This window comes from Synechococcus sp. MU1617, from assembly GCF_020514235.1.
Classification (GTDB): Bacteria; Cyanobacteriota; Cyanobacteriia; order PCC-6307; family Cyanobiaceae; genus Parasynechococcus.
In genome coordinates, this window is the sequence record NZ_VTLB01000001.1 from 667,435 (window position 1) to 692,291 (window position 24,857).

Annotated in this window: 27 protein-coding genes and 1 pseudogene; 14 read left to right on the forward strand and 14 right to left on the reverse strand. The window is 62.2% G+C overall.

Going from position 1 to position 24,857, the window contains the following annotated elements:
- The first annotated feature begins 9 nt into the window (after nucleotides 1-9).
- Genes polA through FZZ90_RS03750 form a run of 3 tightly spaced genes read left to right on the forward strand, consistent with a single transcriptional unit; the run spans nucleotide 10 to nucleotide 4,761 of the window.
- Complete coding sequence (gene polA, locus FZZ90_RS03740) at nucleotides 10-2,970, forward strand: DNA polymerase I (protein ID WP_226424396.1); 2,961 nt, start codon at nucleotides 10-12, stop codon at nucleotides 2,968-2,970.
- A gap of 46 nt (nucleotides 2,971-3,016) precedes the next feature.
- Complete coding sequence (gene cysS, locus FZZ90_RS03745) at nucleotides 3,017-4,498, forward strand: cysteine--tRNA ligase (RefSeq protein ID WP_226424460.1); 1,482 nt, start codon at nucleotides 3,017-3,019, stop codon at nucleotides 4,496-4,498.
- 20 nt (nucleotides 4,499-4,518) lie between these two features.
- Complete coding sequence (locus FZZ90_RS03750) at nucleotides 4,519-4,761, forward strand: hypothetical protein (protein WP_226424397.1); 243 nt, start codon at nucleotides 4,519-4,521, stop codon at nucleotides 4,759-4,761.
- Between the two features lie 20 nt (nucleotides 4,762-4,781).
- Here FZZ90_RS03750 and FZZ90_RS03755 read toward each other — a convergent pair whose 3' ends face one another.
- Nucleotides 4,782-6,101: a sodium-dependent transporter gene (locus FZZ90_RS03755; RefSeq protein ID WP_226424398.1), complete on the reverse strand. Its 1,320-nt coding sequence runs from the start codon at nucleotides 6,099-6,101 to the stop codon at nucleotides 4,782-4,784.
- A gap of 79 nt (nucleotides 6,102-6,180) precedes the next feature.
- On the opposite strand from FZZ90_RS03755, the gene FZZ90_RS03760 reads away from it, so the two are divergent.
- The 3 genes from FZZ90_RS03760 to FZZ90_RS03770 all read left to right on the forward strand — a co-directional run bounded on the left by FZZ90_RS03760 (nucleotide 6,181) and on the right by FZZ90_RS03770 (nucleotide 9,162).
- A complete protein-coding gene (locus FZZ90_RS03760; RefSeq protein ID WP_226424399.1) occupies nucleotides 6,181-7,428 on the forward strand; it encodes a 1-deoxy-D-xylulose-5-phosphate reductoisomerase in 1,248 nt (415 codons plus the stop codon).
- 2 nt (nucleotides 7,429-7,430) lie between these two features.
- Nucleotides 7,431-7,793 (forward strand): ferredoxin, encoded by a 363-nt coding sequence (locus FZZ90_RS03765; RefSeq protein WP_226424400.1) that lies wholly within the window; start codon nucleotides 7,431-7,433, stop codon nucleotides 7,791-7,793.
- Nucleotides 7,794-8,016: 223 nt separating this feature from the next.
- Nucleotides 8,017-9,162: a fatty acid desaturase gene (locus tag FZZ90_RS03770; protein ID WP_226424401.1), complete on the forward strand. Its 1,146-nt coding sequence runs from the start codon at nucleotides 8,017-8,019 to the stop codon at nucleotides 9,160-9,162.
- Between the two features lie 35 nt (nucleotides 9,163-9,197).
- Here FZZ90_RS03770 and FZZ90_RS03775 read toward each other — a convergent pair whose 3' ends face one another.
- The 4 genes from FZZ90_RS03775 to FZZ90_RS03790 are packed head-to-tail and all read right to left on the reverse strand — an operon-like array spanning nucleotide 9,198 to nucleotide 13,094.
- Nucleotides 9,198-10,229 (reverse strand): alpha/beta fold hydrolase, encoded by a 1,032-nt coding sequence (locus FZZ90_RS03775; protein ID WP_226424402.1) that lies wholly within the window; start codon nucleotides 10,227-10,229, stop codon nucleotides 9,198-9,200.
- The gene (locus tag FZZ90_RS03780) at nucleotides 10,229-11,650 is read right to left on the reverse strand and encodes an NAD(P)(+) transhydrogenase (Re/Si-specific) subunit beta (RefSeq protein WP_226424403.1); all 1,422 of its coding nucleotides are present in this window, start codon (nucleotides 11,648-11,650) and stop codon (nucleotides 10,229-10,231) included. Before FZZ90_RS03780 ends, FZZ90_RS03775 begins: the two co-directional genes overlap by 1 nt.
- Nucleotides 11,650-11,946, reverse strand: coding sequence for an NAD(P) transhydrogenase subunit alpha (locus FZZ90_RS03785; RefSeq protein ID WP_115025338.1), 297 nt, complete (start codon nucleotides 11,944-11,946; stop codon nucleotides 11,650-11,652). Before FZZ90_RS03785 ends, FZZ90_RS03780 begins: the two co-directional genes overlap by 1 nt.
- The gene (locus FZZ90_RS03790; protein ID WP_370631025.1) at nucleotides 11,946-13,094 is read right to left on the reverse strand and encodes a Re/Si-specific NAD(P)(+) transhydrogenase subunit alpha; all 1,149 of its coding nucleotides are present in this window, start codon (nucleotides 13,092-13,094) and stop codon (nucleotides 11,946-11,948) included. The genes FZZ90_RS03785 and FZZ90_RS03790 overlap by 1 nt, the downstream gene beginning before the upstream one ends.
- Before the next feature lie 116 nt (nucleotides 13,095-13,210).
- Between FZZ90_RS03790 and FZZ90_RS03795 the strand changes: the two genes are divergently transcribed.
- Nucleotides 13,211-13,789 (forward strand): EF-1 guanine nucleotide exchange domain-containing protein, encoded by a 579-nt coding sequence (locus tag FZZ90_RS03795; RefSeq protein ID WP_226424405.1) that lies wholly within the window; start codon nucleotides 13,211-13,213, stop codon nucleotides 13,787-13,789.
- A 34-nt stretch (nucleotides 13,790-13,823) separates the two neighbouring features.
- Here the strand turns inward: FZZ90_RS03795 and FZZ90_RS03800 are convergent, their stop codons facing one another.
- A complete protein-coding gene (locus FZZ90_RS03800) occupies nucleotides 13,824-14,057 on the reverse strand; it encodes a hypothetical protein (RefSeq protein ID WP_226424406.1) in 234 nt (77 codons plus the stop codon).
- 141 nt (nucleotides 14,058-14,198) lie between these two features.
- Here FZZ90_RS03800 and FZZ90_RS03805 point away from each other — a divergent pair, with 141 nt between their 5' ends.
- The 3 genes from FZZ90_RS03805 (at nucleotide 14,199) to trxB (ending at nucleotide 17,388) form a co-directional block, all read left to right on the forward strand.
- Nucleotides 14,199-15,554 carry a DEAD/DEAH box helicase gene (locus tag FZZ90_RS03805; RefSeq protein ID WP_370631026.1) on the forward strand — a complete coding sequence of 452 codons (1,356 nt, stop codon included), beginning with the start codon at nucleotides 14,199-14,201 and terminating at the stop codon, nucleotides 15,552-15,554.
- A gap of 96 nt (nucleotides 15,555-15,650) precedes the next feature.
- Nucleotides 15,651-15,899, forward strand: a complete 249-nt coding sequence (locus FZZ90_RS03810) for a hypothetical protein (RefSeq protein WP_226399074.1) — start codon at nucleotides 15,651-15,653, stop codon at nucleotides 15,897-15,899.
- Between the two features lie 106 nt (nucleotides 15,900-16,005).
- Nucleotides 16,006-17,388: a thioredoxin-disulfide reductase gene (trxB, locus tag FZZ90_RS03815; protein WP_226424407.1), complete on the forward strand. Its 1,383-nt coding sequence runs from the start codon at nucleotides 16,006-16,008 to the stop codon at nucleotides 17,386-17,388.
- Nucleotides 17,389-17,400: 12 nt separating this feature from the next.
- Here trxB and infA read toward each other — a convergent pair whose 3' ends face one another.
- Nucleotides 17,401-17,670, reverse strand: a complete 270-nt coding sequence (gene infA, locus FZZ90_RS03820; protein ID WP_006041809.1) for a translation initiation factor IF-1 — start codon at nucleotides 17,668-17,670, stop codon at nucleotides 17,401-17,403.
- Nucleotides 17,671-17,870: 200 nt separating this feature from the next.
- Between infA and FZZ90_RS03825 the strand changes: the two genes are divergently transcribed.
- The gene (locus tag FZZ90_RS03825) at nucleotides 17,871-18,518 is read left to right on the forward strand and encodes a pseudouridine synthase (protein ID WP_226424408.1); all 648 of its coding nucleotides are present in this window, start codon (nucleotides 17,871-17,873) and stop codon (nucleotides 18,516-18,518) included.
- On the opposite strand, the gene FZZ90_RS03830 is transcribed toward FZZ90_RS03825, so the two are convergent.
- The 5 genes from FZZ90_RS03830 to FZZ90_RS03850 are packed head-to-tail and all read right to left on the reverse strand — an operon-like array spanning nucleotide 18,466 to nucleotide 21,826.
- Complete coding sequence (locus tag FZZ90_RS03830) at nucleotides 18,466-19,278, reverse strand: methyltransferase domain-containing protein (protein ID WP_226424409.1); 813 nt, start codon at nucleotides 19,276-19,278, stop codon at nucleotides 18,466-18,468. The genes FZZ90_RS03825 and FZZ90_RS03830 overlap by 53 nt on opposite strands.
- Nucleotides 19,278-19,493, reverse strand: a complete 216-nt coding sequence (locus tag FZZ90_RS03835; RefSeq protein WP_011364934.1) for a hypothetical protein — start codon at nucleotides 19,491-19,493, stop codon at nucleotides 19,278-19,280. Before FZZ90_RS03835 ends, FZZ90_RS03830 begins: the two co-directional genes overlap by 1 nt.
- A 53-nt stretch (nucleotides 19,494-19,546) precedes the next feature.
- Nucleotides 19,547-20,509, reverse strand: coding sequence for an NAD(P)H-binding protein (locus FZZ90_RS03840; RefSeq protein ID WP_226424410.1), 963 nt, complete (start codon nucleotides 20,507-20,509; stop codon nucleotides 19,547-19,549).
- A 56-nt stretch (nucleotides 20,510-20,565) separates the two neighbouring features.
- A complete protein-coding gene (petM, locus tag FZZ90_RS03845; RefSeq protein ID WP_226424411.1) occupies nucleotides 20,566-20,667 on the reverse strand; it encodes a cytochrome b6-f complex subunit PetM in 102 nt (33 codons plus the stop codon).
- Nucleotides 20,668-20,695: 28 nt separating this feature from the next.
- Entirely contained in the window at nucleotides 20,696-21,826 is a 1,131-nt protein-coding gene (locus FZZ90_RS03850) for a N2,N2-dimethylguanosine tRNA methyltransferase (protein WP_226424412.1), read from the reverse strand.
- Nucleotides 21,827-21,863: 37 nt separating this feature from the next.
- Here FZZ90_RS03850 and FZZ90_RS03855 point away from each other — a divergent pair, with 37 nt between their 5' ends.
- Both FZZ90_RS03855 and ilvN read left to right on the forward strand, forming a co-directional pair.
- Nucleotides 21,864-22,829 (forward strand): alpha/beta fold hydrolase, encoded by a 966-nt coding sequence (locus FZZ90_RS03855; protein ID WP_226424413.1) that lies wholly within the window; start codon nucleotides 21,864-21,866, stop codon nucleotides 22,827-22,829.
- Nucleotides 22,801-23,331 carry an acetolactate synthase small subunit gene (gene ilvN / locus FZZ90_RS03860; RefSeq protein WP_226411007.1) on the forward strand — a complete coding sequence of 177 codons (531 nt, stop codon included), beginning with the start codon at nucleotides 22,801-22,803 and terminating at the stop codon, nucleotides 23,329-23,331. Before FZZ90_RS03855 ends, ilvN begins: the two co-directional genes overlap by 29 nt.
- A gap of 2 nt (nucleotides 23,332-23,333) precedes the next feature.
- On the opposite strand, the gene FZZ90_RS03865 is transcribed toward ilvN, so the two are convergent.
- Both FZZ90_RS03865 and FZZ90_RS03870 read right to left on the reverse strand, forming a co-directional pair.
- The gene (locus FZZ90_RS03865; RefSeq protein WP_226424414.1) at nucleotides 23,334-24,005 is read right to left on the reverse strand and encodes a peptidylprolyl isomerase; all 672 of its coding nucleotides are present in this window, start codon (nucleotides 24,003-24,005) and stop codon (nucleotides 23,334-23,336) included.
- 4 nt (nucleotides 24,006-24,009) lie between these two features.
- Nucleotides 24,010-24,546, reverse strand: a complete 537-nt coding sequence (locus FZZ90_RS03870; RefSeq protein ID WP_115009215.1) for a photosystem I assembly protein Ycf4 — start codon at nucleotides 24,544-24,546, stop codon at nucleotides 24,010-24,012.
- Nucleotides 24,547-24,734: 188 nt separating this feature from the next.
- Here FZZ90_RS03870 and FZZ90_RS03875 point away from each other — a divergent pair.
- Nucleotides 24,735-24,857, forward strand: a pseudogene (locus tag FZZ90_RS03875) (photosystem II D2 protein (photosystem q(a) protein)); the annotation flags it as partial.

The following is a 24,857-nucleotide window of genomic DNA, read 5'->3' on the forward strand; positions in this document are numbered from 1 at the left end:
ACCAAAGTCATGCCCGAGGCCACCGCCAAGCCCCTCCTGCTGCTTGTGGATGGCCATTCCCTGGCATTCCGCAGCTTCTACGCCTTCAGCAAAGGAGGGGAAGGGGGTCTGGCGACCAAAGACGGCCGGCCCACCAGCGTGACTTATGGCTTTCTCAAAGCCCTGCTGGAGAACAGCAAATCCCTGAAGCCCGAAGGTGTTGCCATCGCCTTCGACACGGCCGAACCCACCTTTCGCCACAAGGCTGACGCCAACTACAAGGCCCATCGGGATGTGGCGCCTGAGGTGTTCTTCCAGGACCTCGAACAGCTGCAGCAGATCCTCGAAACGCACCTGCAGCTCCCCCTCTGCATGGCACCGGGCTACGAAGCCGACGATGTGCTGGGAACCCTTGCGAACCGAGCGGCCGACTCGGGATGGGGCGTCCGGATCCTCTCGGGCGACCGCGACCTGTTCCAGCTGGTGGATGACAGCCGCGACATCGCGGTGCTCTATATGGGCGGGGGGCCCTACGCCAAAAGCAGTGGCCCAACGCTGATCCGCGAAGAGGGGGTGCTCGGCAAGCTCGGCGTCATGCCCGACAAGGTGGTGGACCTCAAGGCCCTCACCGGTGACAGCTCTGACAACATCCCCGGCGTGCGTGGTGTTGGCCCGAAAACAGCCATCAACCTGCTGAAGGACAACAGCGACCTCGATGCGGTGTACGCCACCCTCGAGCAGGTGGAAGCTGAAGGGCCGAAAGCCAGTCGGGGAGCCATCAAAGGTGCATTAAAAGGAAAGCTGCGCGCCGACCGCGACAACGCCTACCTCTCCCTCAAGCTGGCCGAGATTCTCGTGGATGTTCCCCTGCCCAAGGAACCCAGCCTGCCGTTGTCGTCGGTGGATGCTGATGGCCTGAGCAGCTGCCTGGAAGACCTCGAGCTCAACAGCCTGCTGCGCCAGGTGGGGAGCTTTGTGGCGGCCTTTTCGGAAGGGGGCTATGGGGCCAATGCGGAGGCTGCTGCCGCCAAGACCACCCGCCGCGCAGCCAGCTCGGAACAACCCGCTGTCGAGGCCGCAACCGAGCCGGCAACCAATGACGACGTGGGGCTGCCAGCCCTGAAACCGCAGCTGATCCAGACCGAGACGGCCCTGGACGCATTGGTGCAGAAGCTGATGGCCTGCACCGACAGCGACATGCCTGTCGCCTTCGACACCGAGACCACCGACCTCAACCCGTTCCGCGCTGAACTGGTGGGCATCGGCCTCTGCTGGGGAGAGGCCCTGGATGCGCTCGCCTACATCCCCCTGGGCCACAAAGGCAGCGAAGACAGCAGCCCGGAGCAGCTTCCGTTGGAAACCGTGCTCACCGCCCTGGCTCCATGGCTGGCCAGCAGCAACCACCCCAAGACCCTGCAGAACGCCAAATACGACCGCTTGATCCTGTTGCGGCATGGCGTTGCCCTGGAGGGCGTGGTGATCGACACGCTGCTGGCCGATTACCTGCGCGATGCCGCAGCCAAACATGGCCTGGAGCTGATGGCCGAACGTGAATTCGGCTTCCAGCCCACCGCCTTCACCGATCTGGTGGGCAAGAAGCAAACCTTCGCCGATGTGCCGCTGGAGCCCGCCAGCCTGTACTGCGGCATGGACGTGCACGTCACCCGCCGCCTCGCCCTGCTGCTGCGCCGTCAACTGGAGACCATGGGCCCCCAACTGCTGCCGCTGCTGGAGCAGGTGGAGCAGCCGCTGGAACCGGTGCTGGCCCGGATGGAATCCACTGGCATCCGCATTGATGTGCCCTATCTAAAGAGCCTTTCCGAGGAGATGGGCACCACCCTGCAGAGACTGGAATCCGACGCGAAAGCAGCCGCCGGAGTGGAGTTCAACCTTGCCTCGCCCAAGCAGCTGGGGGAGCTGCTGTTCGACACCCTTGGCCTGGATCGCAAGAAATCCCGCCGCACCAAAACCGGCTTCAGCACCGACGCCACCGTGCTGGAGAAACTCGGCAACGACCACCCGGTGGTACCCCTGGTGTTGGAGCACCGGGTGCTCAGCAAGCTCAAGAGCACTTACATCGACGCCTTGCCGCAGCTGGTGGAGGCGGAAACCGGGCGGGTGCACACCGATTTCAACCAAGCGGTGACGGCCACCGGGCGCCTGAGCAGCAGCAACCCCAACCTGCAGAACATCCCCGTACGCACCGAGTACAGCCGGCGCATCCGCAAGGCCTTCCTGCCCCAAGAGGGCTGGACCCTGCTCAGCGCCGACTACTCCCAGATCGAACTGCGTATCCTCACCCACCTCTCGGGCGAAGAGGTGCTGCAGGAGGCCTACCGCAGCGGCGATGACGTGCACGCGCTGACCGCCAGGCTGCTGCTGGACAAAGACGAGGTCAGTCCGGACGAGCGTCGGCTCGGCAAAACCATCAACTTCGGTGTGATCTACGGCATGGGAGCCCAGCGCTTCGCCCGGGAAACCGGCGTAAGCCAGAGCGAAGCCAAGGAGTTTTTAGCCAAGTACAAACAGCGCTACCCGAAGGTGTTCGCCTTCCTCGAACTGCAGGAGCGGCTCGCCCTCAGCCGCGGCTACGTGGAAACCATTCTCGGCCGCCGGCGCCCATTCCACTTCGATCGCAACGGCCTGGGCCGGCTGCTGGGTAAAGACCCCTTGGAGATCGACCTGGATGTGGCCCGCCGCGGTGGCATGGAGGCGCAGCAACTGCGGGCGGCTGCCAACGCCCCGATTCAGGGGTCGAGTGCCGACATCATCAAAGTGGCGATGGTGCAGCTTCAAGACGCCCTGCAACGTCAGGGCCTACCGACCCAACTGCTGCTGCAGGTGCACGACGAACTGGTGCTCGAGGTGGCACCGGACGCCCTGGACGCCACGCGAGAGCTGGTAGTGAAAACCATGGAACAGGCCGTCGAGCTGAGTGTTCCCTTGGTGGTGGAGACCGGCGTCGGCGCGAACTGGATGGAGGCGAAATAAACGCAGCCGAACAGGCCGTAGCCTCAGCCGCAGCTTCTGAATGGCTGTGTCCCTGCGGCTCACCAACACCCTCACCCGCCGCACCGAGCCGTTCACACCCCTAACCCCGGGGAAGGCCAGCATCTATTGCTGTGGCGTGACGGTCTATGACCTCTGCCACCTGGGCCATGCCCGGAGCTACATCAACTGGGATGTGCTGCGGCGTTATCTGATCTGGCGCGGTCTCGAGGTGACCTTCGTTCAGAACTTCACCGACATCGACGACAAAATCCTCAAACGGGCCGGCGAGGAGAACTCCTCGATGACGGAGGTCAGCGAGCGAAACATTGCCTCCTTCCACCAGGACATGGACGCCCTGGGGATCCTGCGGCCCGACCGGATGCCCCGCGCCACCCAGTGCCTGGATGGCATCCGCGCACTAATCGGAGAACTGGAAGCCAAGGGAGCGGCCTACAGCGCTGAGGGGGATGTGTATTTCGCGGTGATGAAGCATGCCGGTTACGGCAAGCTCAGCGGACGGGATCTGAGCGAACAGCAGGACAACGCCGCCGGGCGCGTGGCCGATGCCGAAGAGGCCCGCAAGCAGCACCCCTTCGATTTCGCGCTCTGGAAAGGGGCCAAACCCGGAGAACCCAGCTTCCCCTCCCCCTGGGGTGAGGGACGCCCGGGCTGGCACATCGAATGCTCAGCCATGGTGCGGGCGGAACTCGGCGACACGATCGACATCCACCTGGGTGGAGCCGACCTGGTGTTCCCGCACCATGAAAACGAAATCGCCCAATCCGAAGCCGCCACTGGTCAGGACCTGGCCCGGGTGTGGATGCACAACGGCATGGTCAATGTGGGCGGGCAGAAGATGAGCAAGTCGCTCGGCAACTTCACCACCATCCGTGCGCTGCTGGAAAGCGGCGTCTCGGCGATGACCCTGCGTCTGTTTGTGCTGCAGGCTCACTACCGCAAACCACTTGATTTCACCGCCGAGGCCCTTGAGGCCGCAGCCACTGGCTGGAAGGGGCTGAATGCAGCCCTGAGCCTTGGCGATCGCCAAGGCGACAACCTCGGCTGGAGCACCGCCGCACCGCTCACAGAGGGGGCTATGACCGCCGATGGAGGTCCAGTCGAGACCGCTCTGGTGGAGCTCGAACAACGCTTCATCAGCGCCATGGACGATGACCTCAACAGCTCGGGAGGACTGGCCGTGCTGTTCGATCTGGCCAAGCCCCTGCGGGCCCTCGCCAACCGGCTGGAACGGGGGGAAGACGCCGCCCTGCCTGAGCCGGAGTTGAAGGGTCTGGAGGGGCGTTGGCAGCTATTGCGACACCTGGCGGCAGTACTGGGACTGCTCGCGGAAGCGGAAGCTGCCACCAGCCTCGACGACGGCGCCATTGATGCAGCCATCGCGGCGCGCAAGGCAGCGAAAGCGGCGAAGGATTTTGCGGAGGCCGACCGGATCCGGGATGAGCTCGCCGCCCAAGGGGTGGAGCTGATCGACAAACCCGGCGGGGTGACGGAGTGGATCCGCGCCTGATCCCGGCAGACTGAACCCCAATGCTGTCGCTCCCCATGCTCTGGCTGAAGAAGCTCAACTTCATGGAAACCGCCAAGCTCGAGATGGAGCTGATGAAGGCCCTGGATGCCGGCGAGGATCTCGAGGCGAAGCTCGCGGCTCAGAAGCAGTTGGCTGAATCCAGTGGCGATGCGGAGCAAGCCTGGAAAGCGGAGGTCTGGGACAAGATGCTTGTCAGGATCCGCAAGATGGAATCCATGCTCAATTCTTCGGATCAGCCGTAGGCACTGGCGAAGCGAATCCTTCAGCTGGGGATCAGATCAATCACGCTGATCACCAGACCAACAGTGATCACCGGCGGCGAAATCCAGCGCAGCATCACCAGCAAAAAGCGCTGCAGCCAGATCGGGCTCCCCGAATGGCTGAGCTCCTCTTGAAAACGAGCTGGAAGCACCCAACCCAGCAACAAGGCCAGGAGCAAGCCCCCCAGAATCAGCAACAGGCCCCCAAACACGGAATCCATCCAGCCGAGAACCTCCATCGAGGTGGCCGCTGGAAGACCCGCCACAAAGATCAACGCCGTGGACACCCAAACGGCCCGGGACCGGCTCCACCCCAGTCGATCGATCAAACACGCCACCGGCACCTCCAGCAGCGACACCGCTGAGGTGATCGCAGCAATCAGGGCCAGCGCGAAAAAGAGCACTGCCACAAGCTGACCTGTGGCGCCAAGCGAGCCGAGTCCCGTGGGCAGCGCGATGAAGATCGTGCCCAGGGTGGAGCCACTGATCACATCCTGGAGGCCAAAGCTCATCACCACGGGGAAGGTGACCATGCCGGCCAGCAATCCGACAGCAGTGTCCATCCCCACCACCGCCACGGCTTCCCGTGGCAGGTGAGCGCGCCGACTCAGGTAGGCCGAGTAGGCCAGGATGCAGCCGATACCGGTGCCAATCGAGAAGAAGGCCTGGGTGAAGGCATTGCGAACCGTGGTGGGGTCGTGAAGCTGACTGTTGTCCCAGCGGAGCAGGAACGTGCGATAGCCCTCGGAGGCTCCATCAAGACCAGCGGCCCAAACCGCGAGACCAATCAGCAGCACAAACAACAGCGGCAGCCCCCAACGGGACAACCGCTCAATGCCTCCACGTACGCCGGCGGCCACCACAGCAGCGGTCGCCACCAGGCTGAGCAGCTGGCCGATCAAGGCGGAGCGGCCGCCACTGAGGCCGGCGAAAAAGGCTTCCGCCGAGGCGATATCCGCCGGAAGTCCCTGAGTGAGGGTCTGCACCAACGTCGCCCCGGTCCACCCCATCAACACGGCATAGAAGGCCAGGATTCCACTGGCAGCTAAGACGAACAGCCAGCCCATGGGCTGCCAACGGCGACCGGCTGCCGCGACTGGCGCGAGCAAGGGGCTTTGGCCGGTGCTGCGCCCCAGCACCATTTCAGCCACCAGCACCGGCAGGCAGACCAACAGCACAATCACCACGTAAAGCAGCAGGAATGCGCCGCCACCTCCCTGGGAGGCGCGGTAGGCAAAGCCCCAGAGATTGCCCAGACCCACGGCACTGCCCGCAGCCGCCAGGACAAAACCCAGTCCCGATCGCCACTGTTCCTTCGCCATGCGCGCTCCACAAGCTGTGCGCCAGCTTGCCAGCGTTCAACGGTCCTGGTGGGAGACTTGTCGCAACTGCCGGAACAGCATGAAAGCCATCAGCGTGCTGGGATCCACCGGTTCCATCGGCACCCAGACCCTTCAGATCGCTGAGGAGTTTCCAGAGCAGTTCCGGGTTGTGGCCCTCACGGCCGGCCGCAACCTGAAGCTTTTGGTTGAACAAGTCCAGAGGCATCGCCCTGAGGTGGTGGCCCTGGCGGATGCCGATCTCCTGCCCGAACTGCAGGAGCGTCTGAAGGACGCTGGCGTTTCAGGCACCGATGCACCCCAGCTGGTGGGAGGTGCTGACGGCCTCAACGTTGCTGCGGCCTGGGACAGCGCCGACCTCGTGGTGACGGGCATTGTTGGTTGCGCTGGACTGTTGCCGACCCTGGCGGCGATCCGCGCCGGCAAAGATCTGGCCCTGGCCAACAAGGAAACGCTGATTGCGGCCGGGCCCGTGGTGCTGCCGGAGCTGAAGAAGAGCGGCAGCCGACTGCTGCCGGCGGATTCAGAACACTCGGCGATTTTCCAGTGCCTGCAGGGAACCCCCTGGGCTGAAAACGCACGCCTGTCCACCGGCGTACCCACGCCAGGTCTGCGCCGGATTCAGCTCACAGCCTCTGGCGGCGCATTCCGCGACTGGACAGCCGCCGACCTTGAAAAGGCCACCGTGGCCGATGCCACCAGTCATCCCAACTGGAGCATGGGCCGCAAGATCACCGTGGATTCCGCCTCCTTGATGAACAAGGGTCTGGAGGTGATCGAAGCCCATTACCTGTTCGGTCTGGATTACGACCACATCGAGATCGTGATCCATCCCCAGAGCATCATCCATTCGATGATCGAGCTGGCGGATTCGTCTGTGCTGGCCCAGCTGGGCTGGCCCGACATGAAGCTACCCATCCTCTACTGCCTCAGCTGGCCGTCACGCTTGGAGACGCCATGGCGGCGACTGGATCTCACGGAAGTTGGTCAGCTCACCTTCCGGGCCCCCGATCCCGCCAAGTACCCCTGCATGGAGTTGGCCTACGCCGCTGGACGCGCAGGCGGCACCATGCCTGCGGTGATGAATGCTGCCAACGAGGAAGCCGTGGCGCAGTTCCTCGAGGAGAAGATTCACTTCCTCGACATCCCCACGGTGATCGAGGCCGCCTGCGAGCGGCATAAACCCGATCTGATGGCCCAGCCCCAATTGGACGACGTGCTGCGGGTGGATCAGTGGGCGCGAACCGCCGTGCGGGAACAGGTGGACCGTGGTGTCACCCGTTTGCCCATGGGAGCGCTCGCCGCTTAGGCATGCAACGGGTCAGCCATCACCTCCTGCTCTGCGCAACCGCCACCAAAGCCAAATGCTGCGATTCAGCGCTTGGGGCACAAACCTGGAATGAACTGAAGAGCGTTGTTCGTGAACTGAATCTCGAAAACACGGAGCGCCCGGAGGGGATTGTTCTGCGCAGCAAAGCGGACTGCCTCAGGGTGTGCGAACGAGGACCCATTCTTTTGGTCTGGCCAGACGGGATTTGGTACGCGGATGTTTCACCGGACCGGATCAAAAGAATCATTGAACAGCACATTATTGGCCAACAACCTGTCGAAGAATGGGTTTTAAAAAGAACACCTTTCGAGAAAAATAACGATCTCCCTGCAGGCAAGATTTAATCCCCAAAAAACCCCACAACGCAATGCCGAAAGGCTCAATCCACGTTCCAGAAATAGCCCCTCGAGCCAAGGGGCTTGAAATTCAGACTGAATTCTGAACAACAAAATCAACACAATTGCCTTTAGTCCCCTCCAGCACCACGGCTTCCACGGACCGCAGCCCAAACAATTATGATTAAATTCTTAAGCGCCAATCAATGAGCGCTTGTCTTGAGGCTTCCATTTGGCATTTGCAACATCGATCCGACCAGCAAATACAGCCCCTGAAGACAGCGCTGATTCAATCTCCTATCCCAGCAAAGCTGAGCTGCTCAGCGCTTTGCCTGCAGAGCTCTCCAAGTTGAGCCCGGCGAAGTCATGGTCGAGTCTGGCCATGTCCGTTGGCCTTTCGCTGCTGGCCGTTGGCATTGGAACCCGACTTCCGCTCTCTGCAGTCGCCGCACCCCTCTGGCTCCTCTACGGCGTGATCACCGGCACGATCGCGATGGGCTGCTGGGTGATCGCCCATGAATGCGGACATCACGCTTTCCACCCCAACCGCCGAATTGAAGGCGTTGTGGGTTTTGTGCTTCACAGCATTTTGCTTGTGCCTTACTACAGCTGGGCCCATAGCCATGCAGTGCATCACGCCCACTGCAATCACCTGGAGCAAGGAGAAACCCACGTCCCGCCACGGTCAACATCACCGATGGGACGAACCACCGAGCGGCTCAAGAGGGATATGAATCCCACACTCTTCGGGATCATTTCTCTCTTCAATCACCTTGTGATTGGCTGGCAGCTCTATCTCTTTCTGGGCGCCACTGGCGGCGAAGATTACGACTCCCCCACCTCTCATTTTTGGAATCGCAAGCGGAATTTCAACGGCAAACGCCGCCTTTTCCCGAATTCATTCGGCAAGTGGATGGTGCGATCCAATCTCGGATTGCTCGCCATGGTTGCCCTTTTGATCATCGCCTCAGTGCAGTTTTCCCTGCTCCGGGTGCTGTGCGTCTACGGCCTGCCTTACCTGGTGATCAACATGTGGCTGACGACCTACACCTGGTTGCAGCACACGAATGCAGACATCCCTCACTTCTCCAACGAGACCTGGAGTTGGTCGAAGGGAGCACTACAAACGGTTGATCGTCCCTACGGGCCAATCCTCAACCTGCTGCACCACGGAATCGGCTCAACCCATGTGTGCCATCACGTCAATTCATCGATTCCGCATTACAACGCCTGGCGAGGAACTCAAGTTCTGAGGCAGAAGTTCCCTGAGCTGGTGCGCTACGACTCAACCCCGATCCACAAAGCACTGTGGAGGATTGCAACACGCTGCGGTGGAGCTGTTTACCAGAACCCAACCGATCAAGCGTTCTACTACTGAAGAGCAGAAGGCTTGCATCCAGAGGGGATCACGGCTTAGCCAGCAACAACATCCCTGAGCCAGGCCGCCGCCAGCTGATCTCCCCAGCAGCCGTCACGGCCATGGAAGCCGTTATGCCCTCCCCGAGGTGTGAACAACGTGCGAATCGCAGCATCCGGCGGCAGCACCTCAGCGAGATCCATCGCAGAGGACGCAGGAACCCAGGGATCATCAAGAGCCTGCAGCAGCAAGGTGGGCGGCATCGCTTTGCAGGCAGGCACCAGATGCTGCAGGGGTGAGGCTTCGCGGTAGTAAGCCTCCACATCCGCAAACCCCCAGCGGGGAGCCGTCACGGCACTGTCGAAATCACGGATCGAACGAGGGGGCGTTGCTTGCAGCGTGACCTGCTCTTCATCGCTCACACCAAAGGGATCCGCCAAGGTCTGACGCACCAACCGCTTGAGCAGCCAGCGTTGGTAGACCCGATTGCGCGGTCGCTCGATCGAGGCGCTGCAGGCGGCCAGATCCAGGGGACTGCTGGCACAGAAGAGGCCATCAAGCACGCCGGGCGAGGCCAGAGCAGCATTGAGCAGCATCGTGCCGCCCAGGGAGATGCCCGCCCCCAGCAGCGGTCGACCCGCCGCCAACATGCGCGCCCGGGCAATCACCGGCAGCAGATCGCTGTTGCAGCGCGCTGCGTAGGTGCCACCCGCCAAATGCCGGCCTGGATCAGCACCGCGCAGATTCAGCCGCAAAACGGCGAAACCCGCGGCTTGCAGCGCTACCCCCATCCGCCTCAGACCTTCCCGAGAACTGGATCCCCCCAGGCCATGGAGCAGGAGAACCAAACCTCTGGCGTCCCCTTCCGGCTGATCGAGCAGGGCAAGCAAAGACCCTGCAGCCGCAGCTCCACTGGGAAGGGCTGGCACGGGAATTTCGATCGGAACCCCTTGATCGTGGGGAAGATCCACCTCACGCAGGGTGTCGCGGAGGGTTTGCAGGTCACCACCGAACCAGGGCCAGCGCTGCTCAAACGACGGAACCCCCAGCCGCTCGCGCAGCTGGGGGTTATCCACGCCGCGCTCCATCACTTCTTGCCCAGGCCCAGATCCTTGAGTTCCACCAGGAGATCGCCGAGCACCTTCTTGGCATCACCAAACAACATCGAGGTGTTGGCTAACTCGAACAGATCGTTCTTGATGCCGGAGTAACCAGCGCTCATGCCCCGTTTCACCACGAACACCGTGCGGGCGTCCTGCACATCCAGAACGGGCATGCCGTAGAGCGGCGAATTGGGGTCGCTCTTGGCCTGGGGATTGACCACATCATTGGCACCCAGCACCAACACCACATCGGTTGCGGGGAACTCGGGATTGATTTGATCCATCTCCTGAAGCTGCTCGTAGGGCACATCCGCCTCAGCCAGCAGCACGTTCATGTGACCCGGCATGCGGCCGGCCACCGGGTGAATGGCGTAGGCAACATCGATGCCAGCACTTTCGAGCACCCGAGTCACTTCCCTGAGCGTGTGTTGCGCCTGAGCCACGGCCAAGCCGTAGCCCGGAACAATCACCACCCGTTCAGCAGCCTCAAGGGTGAGGGCGCATTCTTCAACACTGCAACTGGTGATGTTCGTGTATTCACCACCGCCACCACCGGTGGCCGCCGTGGCCCCGAGGGCGCCACCAAACAGCACAGACACCAGTGAACGGTTCATGCCATTGCACATCACCTGGGTAAGGATCAGGCCCGCAGCACCAACCATGGCTCCGGCCACGATCAACAACTGGCTGCCCACCACGAAACCGGCAGCAGCCGCAGCCACACCGGAATAGCTGTTCAGCAGGGAAATCACCACGGGCATGTCAGCGCCGCCGATCGGCAGCGTCACCCCGATCCCCAGCAGGCCGGAGGCCACCACCACCAGCCAGAGGCCGGTGCTCGAATCAGCGTTGCGCAACATCTCAACAGCACCCACCAGGGATGCCACCGCCAGCGCGATGTTTACGGCATGGCGCGCCTTGCTCTGCATCCAGGTCGGCGTGGACAGCCAACCCTGCAGCTTGGCCATGGCAACGATCGAACCAGTGAAGGTGATCGCACCCACGAACACGGAGACAACGATCGACACCACGGCCACGGGGCCTGCCGCATCAAGGACCGCTGGGTAAAGCGCCGCAGCTAAGGCCACCAGCAGCGACGACATGCCACCGCAGCCGTTGAAGAGGGCAACCGTCTCCGGCATCGACGTCATCGGCACCCGTTGGGCGGTGATGGCACCGAGCACACCCCCCACCAACGTTCCAGCAATGATCCAGGTCCAGGCGGCGATGCTGATGCCGCTGGTGCCGAGGTAGTTGAGCAACAGACCAAACACCGCAAGGCCCATGGCCAGAGCGGCAAGCTGGTTTGCACCCCGGGCGGAACGCACTTTGGAGAGACCCTTGATGCCGAGTGCCAGCAACAGAACCGCAACCAGCTCGATCGCGTATTTGAGAAGGTCAGTCATCAGCGGTTCTCCTTACGAGCAGGCTTGCGGCTGAACATGGCCAGCATGCGATCGGTCACGAGGAAGCCCCCGATCACGTTGAACAGGGCAAAGCCCAGCGAAACGGAACCCAGCAACAACACCACGGTGTTATCGCCAGCCTTGATGATGGCGGTGAGCGCTGCCAACACGGTGATGCCCGAAATGGCATTGGCACCACTCATCAAGGGAGTGTGCAGGGTGGGGGGGACCTTGCCGATCAACTCCAGCCCAAGCAGGCTGCCAAGCAGGAGAACCCAGAGGAATTCAACAAACATCAGTTGGAACCTGGGGTAAGGACATCGCCACGACGGATGGTGCCGTCCTGGGCAATCAGACAACCGGCGATGAGTTCATCCTCGGGATCGAGGCTGAGGACGCCGTCTTTCAAGGTGGGCTCCAGCAGAGCCACAAGGTTGCGGGCGTAAAGCGCACTGGCGTGATTGGGAACGCTGCAAGGCAGATCGTTGCCACCGATCAGCTTCACGCCCTTGCGATCCACGGTCTGACCAGGAACGGTGTCGGCACAGTTACCGCCCTGGGCTACGGCCAGGTCAACCACCACCGCGCCGGGGCGCATCCGATCAAGCATGTCTTCACTGATCAGACGCGGAGCGCGACGGCCCGGCACCTGGGCGGTGCAGATGGCCACGTCGGCCTCGGCCAGCTGATCAGACAGCTGCTGACGCTGGGCCGCCAAGAAGGCGTCGGAAGCCTGTTTGGCATAGCCACCAGATTCCGCAGGCTTCTCCTCCATCTCTGGGGGCTCGATGAAACGAGCTCCAAGGGATTCGACCTGTTCTTTTACCGCCGGTCTGATGTCACTGACGTACACCACTGCACCCAGACGGCGTGCTGTGGCCACCGCCTGCAGCCCTGCCACACCCGCTCCGAGAATCACCACCTTGGCCGGCTGAACGGTGCCCGCTGCCGTCATCAGCATCGGGAAGTAACGGTCCAGCGCGGCGGAGGCCAGCAGCACCGACTTGTAGCCAGCGATGTTGGCCTGCGAGGACAGCGCATCAGCAGACTGCGCCCGGCTGATCCGGGGCAAAAGCTCGAGCGCCATGGCGGAGAGGCCGCTGCGCTTCAGGGCGGCCGTCAGCTCCTCATTGGCGTAGGGGGAGAGCAGACCCACCACCAGCGCTCCCTGGCGAAGGCGGCCCAGAATGGATGCACTCGGGGTTTGAACGCAGAGCAGAACGTCTGCCTGGTTCCAGGCCGACGTGTCTCCCGACTCAATAAGATCCGCGCCCTGCTGGGCGTAGGCCTCATCAAGGTATCCGGAGGAGGTACCGGCTCCGCGTTCGACTGAGACGCTGCAGCCCAACGAAATAAATTTCTTGACCGTGTCCGGTGTTGCCGCGACACGGGTTTCTCCCGGTGTCGACTCCACCGGTATAACAAGTCTGGGCAAGACGAACACAACCACCGACCCGAGCAAGGGTAGAAGGTCGCCTTCTCGAGATCGAGGAAACTTCCTGAAGAACGCACAGAGCTTCTGTCGTTCTTGCTACGTGAAGTGCACCCTCTGTGCTCCCCATGGGTCTCAGCGCAATCGAGTGTCCCGACGGCCTCTGTCACAGCCACCACGGTGGCCATGCCGTCGAACGGGAAACCATGCAGTCCACCCTCCAGTTGCACGGCAAAGGCTGGTGTGAACGGCTGGCGGAGCGGATCTATGAAATCTCCGTCGACACCTTCTCGCAAAGCGTGATGCCGAGCTTGCATACAGCCGGCTGGCAGCGGCGACATCTCGACTGGGAGTTCAAGCTCAATGACGGCGAAAGCGAGCCCGATCGCACTCTGGTGGACGGGATGATCAACGCCACGGAAAGCTTCTTGCGCAGCAGTGAAGTGCACCGCCTGTTCATCCAGGAACTCGTGCAGGGCACCTTCGCGGAAGCGGAAAACGATGACCTACGCATCAAGGCGGTGCGCACCCTGGTGGAAACCGAAATCGTGGCGATGCTTGAGGAACGGAAAGAAGAGCTGCTTGATCGGCTCGCTCAACAGCTGCTGGATTCAGCCAATGGGGATTTCACCGCTGCCCGCACCGCCTCGGAAGAGGCCTTGATGGAGGTGGAGCACCTGGTGGTCAACCACGCCGAAGCGCTCTGAACCAAGCGCTCATGAGTCATGACGTGCTGCCAGATCAAACGATCGGCAGCACTTCCTGTTCGAGGCCGACGGCCCAGTTCACCTCGCCGCGGCGGTGCATGACACGTGCCCGAAGAATCAACGGATCGATGTCGCAATCGAGTTCCCAGCAGCCATCGAGTTGGTCGCGCTGCTGGTCGAGGGGGCTGCTGAAAAAACGACGTTGGGCCATGGCGATGGGCGGGACCCGATCCCGATGGGGCTGATGGCCGGACAGTAGAGATGCCACAGCGCAAAAGAATGGTTAAAAAGACTCATCTTCCCAAGAGGTGATATCTCAGCCGTCAGCTTCAACCTCCCGGGAACGCACAAAGCCGAGCTCAGCCGCTCCACCGTCCAACCCCGGCAGTGGCAGCAACAGCTGATCCAGCTGCTGCGGCGCAGGCTCGAGCTTGGGGGCAGCAGCCGCGACCTGTTGGTGTTTGCAGGCCCAGGGGCAGGCAAAACCCTCGGGGCCTTGCTGGGATTCCGGGCCATGCGCGATCAAGGCCGGCTGGACCATTTCGTGGTCTTTTGCCACCGAACCTCAATCCTCAACCAGTGGAAAACCGCCGCGGCGCGTCTTGACTTGCGGCTGGAGGAGTGGCCCTGCCCGCCGGAGCAAAGCCAGGGAGCCGATGGTTTGTTGGTGACCTATCAGGGTGCCGGTCGCCAGCGTGAGGCTCTGGGGGCACGGCTCGCGCAATGGGACCTGAGCGCCTGCATGGCGATCGCCGATGAGGCCCACCATCTCGGCGTTGATCCCGACGAGCCGGACGCCACCGCCTGGGGGCAGACCTTTCTGGAGATCACCAGCAGCGTGCGGCTGCGCCTGGGGCTCACGGGCACCCCCTTTCGTGCCGACAACCTGGCGTTCTGCGCCGCCCGGCGCATGCGCGTGCGGCTGGATGACGGTGGGTGGGTTGAGCAAATCCGTCCGGACCTCTGCGTTGAACCCAGGGACTTGATCGCCGCAGGGGATGTGCGCCCCCTGGAGTTCCGCTTTCAGGACGGCTGGGTGGAACACAGCCGCGAAGGACAACCCGACCGCGACGTTTCGCCCCTATCGGCTGAACAACGGGAAAGCTGGCGCGCGCGCAACCTGCGTCGCGCCATCCGCCTGGCCGACAGCAGCAGCATTGGCCAGCAGGTTCTGCTGCGCGCCCAGCAGAAGCTGAATCAGTTGCGCGAGCGGCAGCCGCAGGCTGCTGGCCTTGTGATCGCCCGCGACATCAGCCACGCCGAGGCCATCAGCCGAGTGTTGATTGACGACGGCAACCGGGTGGAGTTGATCCATTCCCAGAGCCCCCAAGCAACGGAACGCTTGAACGCCTTCCAAAGCGGTAACGCCGATTGGCTGGTGAGCATCGATATGTGCGCGGAAGGTTTTGATGCACCACGCCTGCGGGTGGTGGCCTACCTGACCACCGTGGTGACCCGAAGCCGTTTTGTGCAGGGCATCACCCGAGCCGTGCGGATGACCCCCGAACTGGCCGCCCGCGAAGCCATTCCCAGGGAAGCCTCCTTCGTCTTTGCTCCAGCGGACCCACTGCTGATGGACTACGCCCGCTCATGGTCGGTGGCCGAGCCCTATGTGCTTCGCCCTCTTGAGCAGGAGGCCGAGGACGAGCAGCCGGGGGTTGGAGCCTGGCGCGGACCAAGCCTTCCCCTGGAAGCGGTGGAGGACGGAGCCGGCGCTGTCATCCGGCTGAAAACGCCGGAATTGCCCGCTTTTTTGCAGCACTGAGCACAGCATTGGCCAGAGGAAAATGCGAATTTGTGCAAATGGACGGCCGAATGGGGCCCCCGATCCGCCAACCTGATCAACATCGAGGAGACAATCATGGATGCTGCAATGGAACGCCGGATCGTCGTTGCAACGGGCTGGGCATCCACTCGCATCGCAGTGCTGGACAAGGAAGAGCGCTATGAAGACAGTTATGCGATAACGCAAGAATTCTGCGAATGGATCACATGCATTGGCGAAAACGTGGAGATGCTTGAGGCCAATGTTTTGGCAGTTCCGCGCAACCCAAGCAAACGACGCCCGATTCACGACCCCACATCGAACGACTCACAAGTTGAAATCTGAATCTTTTCTTAAATTCTTCTGAATCGCATTCATTCGTCTTCAAGCCTTTTCTCGCGCAGGCTCCGGCAGGGCTTTAGATTTAACTCATAGTCAGTTCGCTTAAGCGGTGGGTCAAGCCGGTACGGATCGCATCGAAAATCTGGTCATCGTTGGCTCAGGACCAGCCGGTTACACAGCTGCCATCTACGCAGCACGGGCCAACCTGCAACCACTGCTAATCACTGGATTTCAACGCGGCGGCATCCCTGGCGGCCAGTTGATGACCACCACCCATGTTGAAAATTTTCCGGGCTTCCCTGATGGTGTGCTCGGGCCCGATCTGATGGACTTGATGAAGTCCCAGGCGGTGCGGTGGGGCACCCACCTGCTGGAAGCAGATGCCGACGGCATTGATCTCAGCGCCAGGCCCTATCGCATTGAGGTCGAAGGTCAGACCATCCGCACCCACGCCCTGGTGATTGCCACCGGAGCCAGTGCCAACCGCCTCCAACTTCCCTCGGAAGAAACCTTCTGGAGCAAGGGCATCAGCGCCTGCGCGATCTGTGACGGCGCCACACCGCAGTTCCGTAACGAGGAACTCGCCGTGGTGGGCGGCGGCGACTCCGCCTGTGAAGAGGCGGTGTACTTGACCAAATACGGAAGCCATGTGCATCTGGTGGTGCGCTCCGACAAACTCCGCGCCAGCGCCGCCATGGCTGATCGGGTGTTGGCCAACGACGCGATCACGGTGCACTGGAACAGCGAAATCGACGACGTGAGCGGGGACGACTGGATGCAGTCGATGACCCTGCTCAATCGCATTAAGGGCAGCTCAACCACCCTCTCGGTCAAAGGACTCTTCTATGCCATCGGACATACCCCCAACACCGATCTGCTTCAGGGGCAACTGGATCTGGACGGGAAGGGTTATCTGAAAACGGAAACGGGACGGCCGGAAACGTCCATGGAAGGCGTCTTCGCGGCCGGTGATGTGGCCGATGCCGAATGGCGACAGGGCATCACCGCAGCTGGCAGTGGGTGCAAAGCGGCCTTGGCAGCAGAGCGCTGGCTGAGTCACCACAACCTGGCTACCAGGGTGCAGCGTGAGGACGTGGAGCCGGCGGTGGCGGAACGTCCTGTGAATGTGGATGTGACCACAGAAGCCACCTACGACCCCCAAGCTCAGTGGCAGAAGGGAAGCTTTGCCCTGCGCAAGCTGTATCACGACAGCTCAAAGCCTCTGCTGGTGATTTACACCTCACCCAGCTGCGGACCTTGCCACGTACTGAAGCCCCAACTGCAGCGGGTGATTCAAGAACTTGGTGGATCCGCCCAAGCCGTTGTCATCGATATCGAAGCGGATCAAGAGATTGCCGAACAGGCCGGAGTCAACGGCACACCCACGGTGCAGCTCTTCCACAACAAGGCCATGGTGAAGCAGTGGCGCGGCGTGAAGCAACGCAGTGAGTTCAAAGCTGCGATTGAAGCTTGTCTTCAGGCTGCCGTCTGAGGGCAGCGGCTCTCAGCGACGGCGGGGACCACCGGGGCGATTACCGCCGGGACGACCGCCGGGGGCGCCAGCGTTGCGCTCGCGGTAGGTGATTCGGCCGCGGGTGAGGTCGTAGGGGCTGATCTCCACAAGCACCTTGTCACCAGCGAGCAATTTGATCCGGAACTTGGTGAGCTTTCCAGCGGCTCTGCAGAGACATTGGTGACCAGCAGGCTGCTCGAGGGTGACCAGATAGAACCCGTTTCCCTGTTCCTTCTCGATCACGCCCGAGGTTTCGATCATGCGCTGGTGGCCAGTTCTGTCTTGCTGGAGTCAGTTTAGAAGGCCACTTGCACACCGCAGAGAGAACACAGCCCTTAGGCTCCAACGCCGACACACACCCACTGCCGTGATTCTCCCCCCGTTGAGCCTGGATCTCGGCCTGCTGCTGATCTCCATCGGCGTGGTCAACCTGTGGAGGATGCGCGAAAACGCAAGCTGACTTGACGACGCTGCTGCTGAACAAACCTTTCGGGGTTTTGAGTCAATTCACGCCGGAGGAGGGAAGCCGCTGGCGTTGCCTGAGCGACTTTGTTGATGTGCCGGAGGTGTATGCCGCAGGACGGCTCGACGCCGACAGCGAGGGGCTGCTCATCCTCACCAGCAACGGCCGACTGCAACAGCGCCTCACTGACCCTCGCTTTGGCCACTGGCGCAGCTACTGGGCACAGGTGGAAGGAACCCCCAATACCGATCAACTGCAACAGCTTCGCGATGGGGTTGTGGTTCAGGGTCGCCGCACCTTGCCAGCGAAGGCGCAATGGCTTCAGGGTCAGGAGCAACCGCAGTTGCCCAACAGAACCCCTCCAATTCGTTACCGCGCTGCGATTCCCACAAGTTGGCTACAGCTGTCCCTCACCGAGGGACGCAACCGGCAAGTGCGCCGAATGACAGCGGCTGTTGGCCTGCCAACGTTGCGTTTGGTGCGCTGCTGCATCGACTTGATGGACAACGGTCCACCGCTGGACCTAGCGGGCCTTCAACCCGGTACTTGGCGTGCGGTGACTGCCGCCGAACAGGAACGGCTGAACCGCCTGATCAGAAGCAGCTCGAGCGCTGGGCCTCGGCGGGGAGGGCGCCGACGAGGGTGACCGCCCGGAATTCAATACCCTCAACCACACGCCAGGGCTGCTCGCTGCGATCGGCGTAGCGAACCTGCTCAAAGCCAAGAGCTTCGAATGCCTCCAGGAAGGCCTGCTCTTGCCAGGCGCCGCTGATGCAGCCGCTCCAGAGATCAGGGTCTTGCTGCAAACGCAGTGGCACCACTTGATCGCAAACGATGTCGCTGATAGCGACGCGACCACCGGGGGCCAGGACCCGGCGAATGTTGGCAAGGAGCCTGTCCCGCGCCGATGGATTCACCAGGTTGAGCACACAGTTGCTCAGCACCACTTCGATCGAACCGTCAGCGATCAGGGGTTCACCTGAAGCCGTGGGGGCATCCAGGGCTTCGATGGCTCCATCAACAAAACAGACGTTGTCGAAGCCCACGGCTGAGGCAACAACCGGGATCGCCTCTCGCGACAGGGCCAGCATGTCGGCGTTGCGATCCACACCGGTGACACTGCCGGATGGCCCGACAATTTGGCTGCAAATGAAGGCGTTTTTGCCGCTGCCGCTCCCCAGATCGAGCACGCGGTCCCCCTGCTTCACCCAACGGGTGGGATCACCACAGCCGTAATCACGCTCAATAACAGCTTCCGGAATCACCCTGAGCAGGGCAGGGTCGAAGCCGACCGGGGTGCAAAGGCAGGCTTCCTGCTCTTGGGCAGCAGCTCCATAGCGGGCTTCAACCGCCTGGGTTTGATCCAGAGACTGCGGCACTGGGGACGAACAGCACGACTCCGCCATCAGCCGATTGCCTCCTGCAGCTCACGCACAACATTCCACTGGCCATACCAGTAGTTGGCCTCGGCCCGTCGGTCGGGATCCGCCATACCATCCACCGCATCAGGACCCACCGACTTCCACAGCTCATGGCCGCAAACGCGGTTGAGGCCCTGTTCCGCCTCATCCGACAACAACTGCAGACGCCGCTGCAGATTTTTGAGCTGAGCGACAGCCATCAGAAAAGGATCAATTGAGGCGATAGTACAAAAGAACCAAGAGGGATCAAGGCTCAGAAGGGCAGCTTTTTCTTCGCGTCCTTGTCGAGATCGGCTTCCATCTCGCGCAGGCGCTTCAGGATCGTGTCGTAGTACTCACCGATGTAGGCCTCCATGTCCGTGGTTTCCGAGGCCTCAAGACCGAAGGCGGCATAGCTGTTTTGCATGGGGGCATCCAGGGTCTGACCGCTACCGGTGACCTCCGCAAAAGCCAACCGCTCCGCCACGTTGACGGCAGGTTCAAAGAAGGAGGCCACCCCCTGCATCAGGTTGATCAGGAAGGGCTGCACCCGAAACACGCGGGCCGTCCTGCCACTGCAGCGTTCACAGAGCTGCACCAGTTCACCGGTGTTCCAGGCCTTGGGGCCAACAACGGGGTAAGTGCCCCGCACGGTTTCTTCACGCTCGAGTGCCGCAACGGCGAAGCGGGCCATGTCCTGAGTGTTCATGTAGGCAATGGCCGTGGGGCTGCCACTGACCCACACGGTCTGGCTCTCCAGAACAGGAATGGCGAACTGACTGATCACCCCCTGCATGAAGGCAGCACCCTGAAGGATCGTGTAGTCGAGATCCGACGACTCCAGCAGTTTCTCCGTGCAGGCCTTGATGTCCATCAAGGGAACGTCGCGGTGCTGATGGGCGCCCAGCAAGGAGAGAAAGACAAAACGCTTCAACCCTGCTCGATCACAGGCATGAAGCAGATTGAGCTTTCCGTCCCAATCCGTTTCGTAAATGCTGCGGGGGTCGTTGGGGCGACTGGTGGATGCATCGATCACCGCATCCATGCCCTCGAGGGCGTAATCGAGGCTGTCGGGCTCCAACAGGTCACCCCGGGTCAGTTCACAACCCCATTCCTGCAGGAAGGCAGCTTTACGAGGGGTCCGCACCATGCAGCGCACCTGGTGGCCGGCATCAAGAGCACGACGGGCGATCTGTCGTCCCAGGGTGCCCGTGCCACCCACCACAAGCACTTGCATCGGCGCCTTCCTTACGAAGAGGGGAGCCTAATGGGCCCAGCTTCGAAGCGACTGCTTCAGTCTTCGCCCTGCAGTTTCAGCAGCAGAGCACCGCCAGCGAGGCCGATGGGAATCAACACCCAGAAGATCGCAGCAGTTCCAAAAATCTCAGCAGCCATGGTCTGGGCAAAGCGATCACCCGCCCATTTAAATCCCTTCCCCCCGCAGGCTGGTGCAGATCTGTAACAGCTTCGGTAATTCAGCATCGGTTCGCACCTGCCCTGCCATGACGCCGCTTGCACTGGCGCGATAGCCCGCGGCCTGGAGCGCCTTCACCAATGGCCTCAGCGCTGGCGGCCCGCCGATACCCAGCCGCCGGGCCAGCTCATCGGTGGGCCAGACCGTGGGGCGATCGCCGGGATCCGCCTGCAGGCGCTGCATCAGCCGAAGCGTGGCGGGGCTGATTTGCTGACTCCCCAGCTGCTGAGCATCGGCAAGCAGCTGCTGCAAAAGCTGCGGCTCCTGCAAGGGACCGATCCACAACGGGCCGCTGATGCTCCACCGCCCCTGTCCAGCCGCGCAGTCACAGGCCGGCCAGCCGCTGAGCTTCAGCAGAGGCTGCACCCGTTGGGCACCGCAGCTTTCGCAACGGGCCACCAGCCCAAGCTTCTGTTCATCGCCCGCTGGAATCTGGCGCCGCAGGCGCAGGGCCAGACGAAAGGTGCGGCCTTCACTGAAGCTGAACAGCGGCTGCAGTCCGCGCCCCAGCATCCAGGCTTGCCGCGCCACCAGCCCGATCTGCTGACGCAGGGCCATTTCCCAGCTGGAAGGGTGGACGCGAGCGGCGGCTCCAAGACTGCGGATTGCGCCCGGCCGGTCATGGCCGGTGGGGGACCGGCCATCCGTGGAGGCCAGAAACAACAAGCCGTCGAAGCGAAGGGCCTGGAGCGCCGGCTGAATCAGAGGCCCAGGAGAACCGAAGGCATCAAGGTCGATGAAATCGAACCAGTGGCGCTGAACAATCGACCGGTGCAGCAGCAGGTCTGCGGCATCTGCTGTGAGCCGAGTTGCACACTCCAGCCCCTGCACATTGGCCTGGATCAGCGGCAGCCGATCTGGATCCCCATCGTTGATCCAGAGCTGTGTCTCAACGGACGGGTTGCCCAGCGCCTCCAACCCCCAGCGCAGGGCCCGGATCCCGCAACCGGCCATCAGATCAAGCCAGCGCAGGGGCTGCGTGGCGTGGAGGATCTGGTGACGGGCCAGCAACACCGACAGGTCCCGGGCCGGACGCGACTCGGACCTGAAAAAGCCTGGGCCAAGGCTGAGCTCAGCCAAACCTTCGCGATAGTGATGATCGGTTGAGGTCAGAAGGGTGCCGCCTGCTGCTGTCCAGACTGCCGAGTGGGGTGTCCAGAGCTCCTGGACGTGGAGAGGCTGGCCCTGCCACTGGCGGGTCAGCGGCCCTGAAGCGGGCCCTGCCCTGCTGCTGTTGCACGGTTTCGGCGCTGCCAGCGGACACTGGCGCCACTGCGCGCCGCGCCTGGCTGATCAGGGCTGGCGGGTCTACAGCCTGGACCTGCTGGGTTTCGGTCAATCCGCCCAGCCGGCGCGGCCGATGGATAACCGGCTCTGGGCACTGCAGGCGTGTGCATTCCTCGATCAGGTGGTGCAGGGGCCAGCGGTGGTGATCGGCAATTCCCTGGGGGGCCTAACAGCGCTCACCGCCGCGGTGTTAGCGCCGAACCGGGTGCGGGCGGTGGTCGCCGCGCCCCTGCCGGACCCTGCCCTGATTCAACCGCTGCCGAAACGACGGGCTCCCTGGCGGCGGCGTTGGCAGCGGCGCCTGCTCGCACTGGTGCTGCACTTGCTTCCGCTTGAGCTTGTGGTGCCCTTGATTGCGCGCACTGGCTTACTCAAAGCCGGGCTTCAGGGGGCCTATTGGCAATCGATCCAATCCGACCCAGAGCTGCTGCAGCTGATTGCCCGCCCTGCCCGGCGCCCCACAGCCGCCAGGGCCCTGAGGGGGATGAGCTTGGGCATGGCCAACCGTCCCCGTGGCGCTACAGCCCCTGCACTGCTCGAACAACTGCGGTCACCCATGCTTCTGATCTGGGGCCGTCAGGATCGATTTGTGCCCCTAGCCATTGGGGAATCCGTAGCCGCCAGCCACTCTGAACTCGAGCTGAAGGTGCTGGATCACTGCGGTCATTGCCCCCACGACGAAGCGCCCGATCGCTTCCTGGCTGTGTTGTTGCCCTGGCTGGACCGTAACTTGGGAGGACCAGACCGGCAGGGGACGACCAGCGGCGATGAAACACACCCTTTCGGTGGTGGTTGAGGACGAATCCGGCGCACTGAGCCGGATCGCAGGACTCTTCGCCCGACGCGGCTTCAACATCGACAGCCTGGCCGTCGGCCCAGCAGAAGCCGAAGGACAGTCGCGCCTGACGATGGTGGTGGAGGGCGATGACCAAACGCTCCAGCAGATGACCAAACAGCTGGACAAATTGGTGAATGTGCTTCAGGTCCTCGACCTGACCCAGCGGCCAGCAGTGGAGCGCGAGCTGATGCTGCTCAAAGTTTCAGCACCGGCAGCATCCCGGGGCGCCGTGATCGAACTCGTTCAGGTGTTCAGGGCCAAGGTTGTAGACGTGGCCGATGAAGCCCTGACCCTGGAAGTGGTTGGGGATCCCGGGAAGCTGGTGGCCCTTGAACGGTTGATGGCCCCCTTCGGCATTCTCGAAATCGCGCGCACCGGCAAGGTTGCGCTTGAGCGAGCCTCAGGCGTCAACACGGAAATGCTGAAAGTGTCCCCAAGCCAGAACCGCGTGCCGGCCTGAGTTCACTCAGTTAATACAGCCTTGGTGATGCGATCTCCTTGCTGGATCGCATCAACCACTTCCATGCCATTCACGACACGGCCGAAGACCGCGTAACGACCGTCGAGTTCCGGCAAGGGACGCAATGCCACGTAGAACTGGGCGCTGGCGGAATCAGGAGCCTGGGAGCGGGCCATGGCCACCGCCCCACGCTCATGGGGCAACTCCAGACCATCAAGTTCAGCCGGATTGGTACTGACCCGGCTGTAACGGGGCTGCGGCTCGGATCGGAACTTGATCTCAAGCGGAATCATCCGCGCCTGACCGTTATCGGGATCCACAAAACTGCCGGTACCGAGCTGCCCCAGGGGAACCGATCGATCACTGGATTGCGGATCGCCCCCCTGCACCACGAAGGGGACGGGCTCGCGAACAACGCGGTGGAACATCGTTCCGTCGTAGGTCCCGCGCCGCACCAGATCAATGAAATTTCCGGAGGTGAGGGGAGCGGCATCGCCGTTCACCTCAATCGTGAACTCGCCCTGGCTCGTCTGCATGGTGACGGTGGCCAGCCCCTGCAGGCAGGCCGCCTGAGCGTCGGCACAACCCGTCACCACCGAAGCACGCGGGGAAGGACTGCAACTCACCAACAACGGGATGAGCAGCAGCAGCGTCAAGGAACGAAGACGACGCATCGGATCAAAGGCCCTCAAGGTTGACGCCCAGGAAGCGGGCAAGTTCAGCACCGTCCTTCTCCAGCTGCGCCAAGGGAAGCGGTTCACCAACGCGGGTGAGAGGCATGTCACGGCGTCCTTGGATTCTCAGGGCGACCCGGCGTCGGGCATTGAAGCCGTCACGCACCTCCACCTTCACCGCCTTGACGTCTTTGAGCGGAATTTCCACCAGAACGGGTTTGCGGAAACCGCGGCGGCTGATGGTCACTACACCGGCATCCTTATCAAAGCGATTGCTGCCGCCACCAACATTCACAGCGATCACATACCAGAGGTAGGTGGCCAGCAACGCCGCAGCAAGGCTGTACAAGCCCATCACCAACCCCTGCGGCACAAACACCAGCGCAGCGGGATGCCCCAAAGGAAGCAGGTCGCGACCGAGGTAGCTCGAGAGAGAAGCCAGGAGGAAGCCCACGCCCCCGATCGTGACGGCAGAGGCCACCAAAAAATTCGAGAGACGACGGGAGCCGAGCACGGGTTGCTCGAGCACTGCTGCGGACATGACCCAGCCAGAACGAAGCGCCATTGTGACCGCAGAATGGCTCCGACGACGGAATAGGAAAAAATCCCTAAGAAACAGAGCGATACAGCGGGTTTCAGCTCACGCAAATCAGCCCCGCAGGTCGCTTGAAGATTGTTAAGGTCGCGGCGTATCCCACAGCCTGCGGCTTTCCGCACCGTTCACCTCTCATGACGATCGCTGTAGGACGCGCGCCACAGCGGGGATGGTTTGACGTCCTCGATGACTGGCTCAAGCGCGACCGCTTCGTTTTTGTCGGCTGGTCCGGCATTCTTCTTCTCCCAACGGCCTAC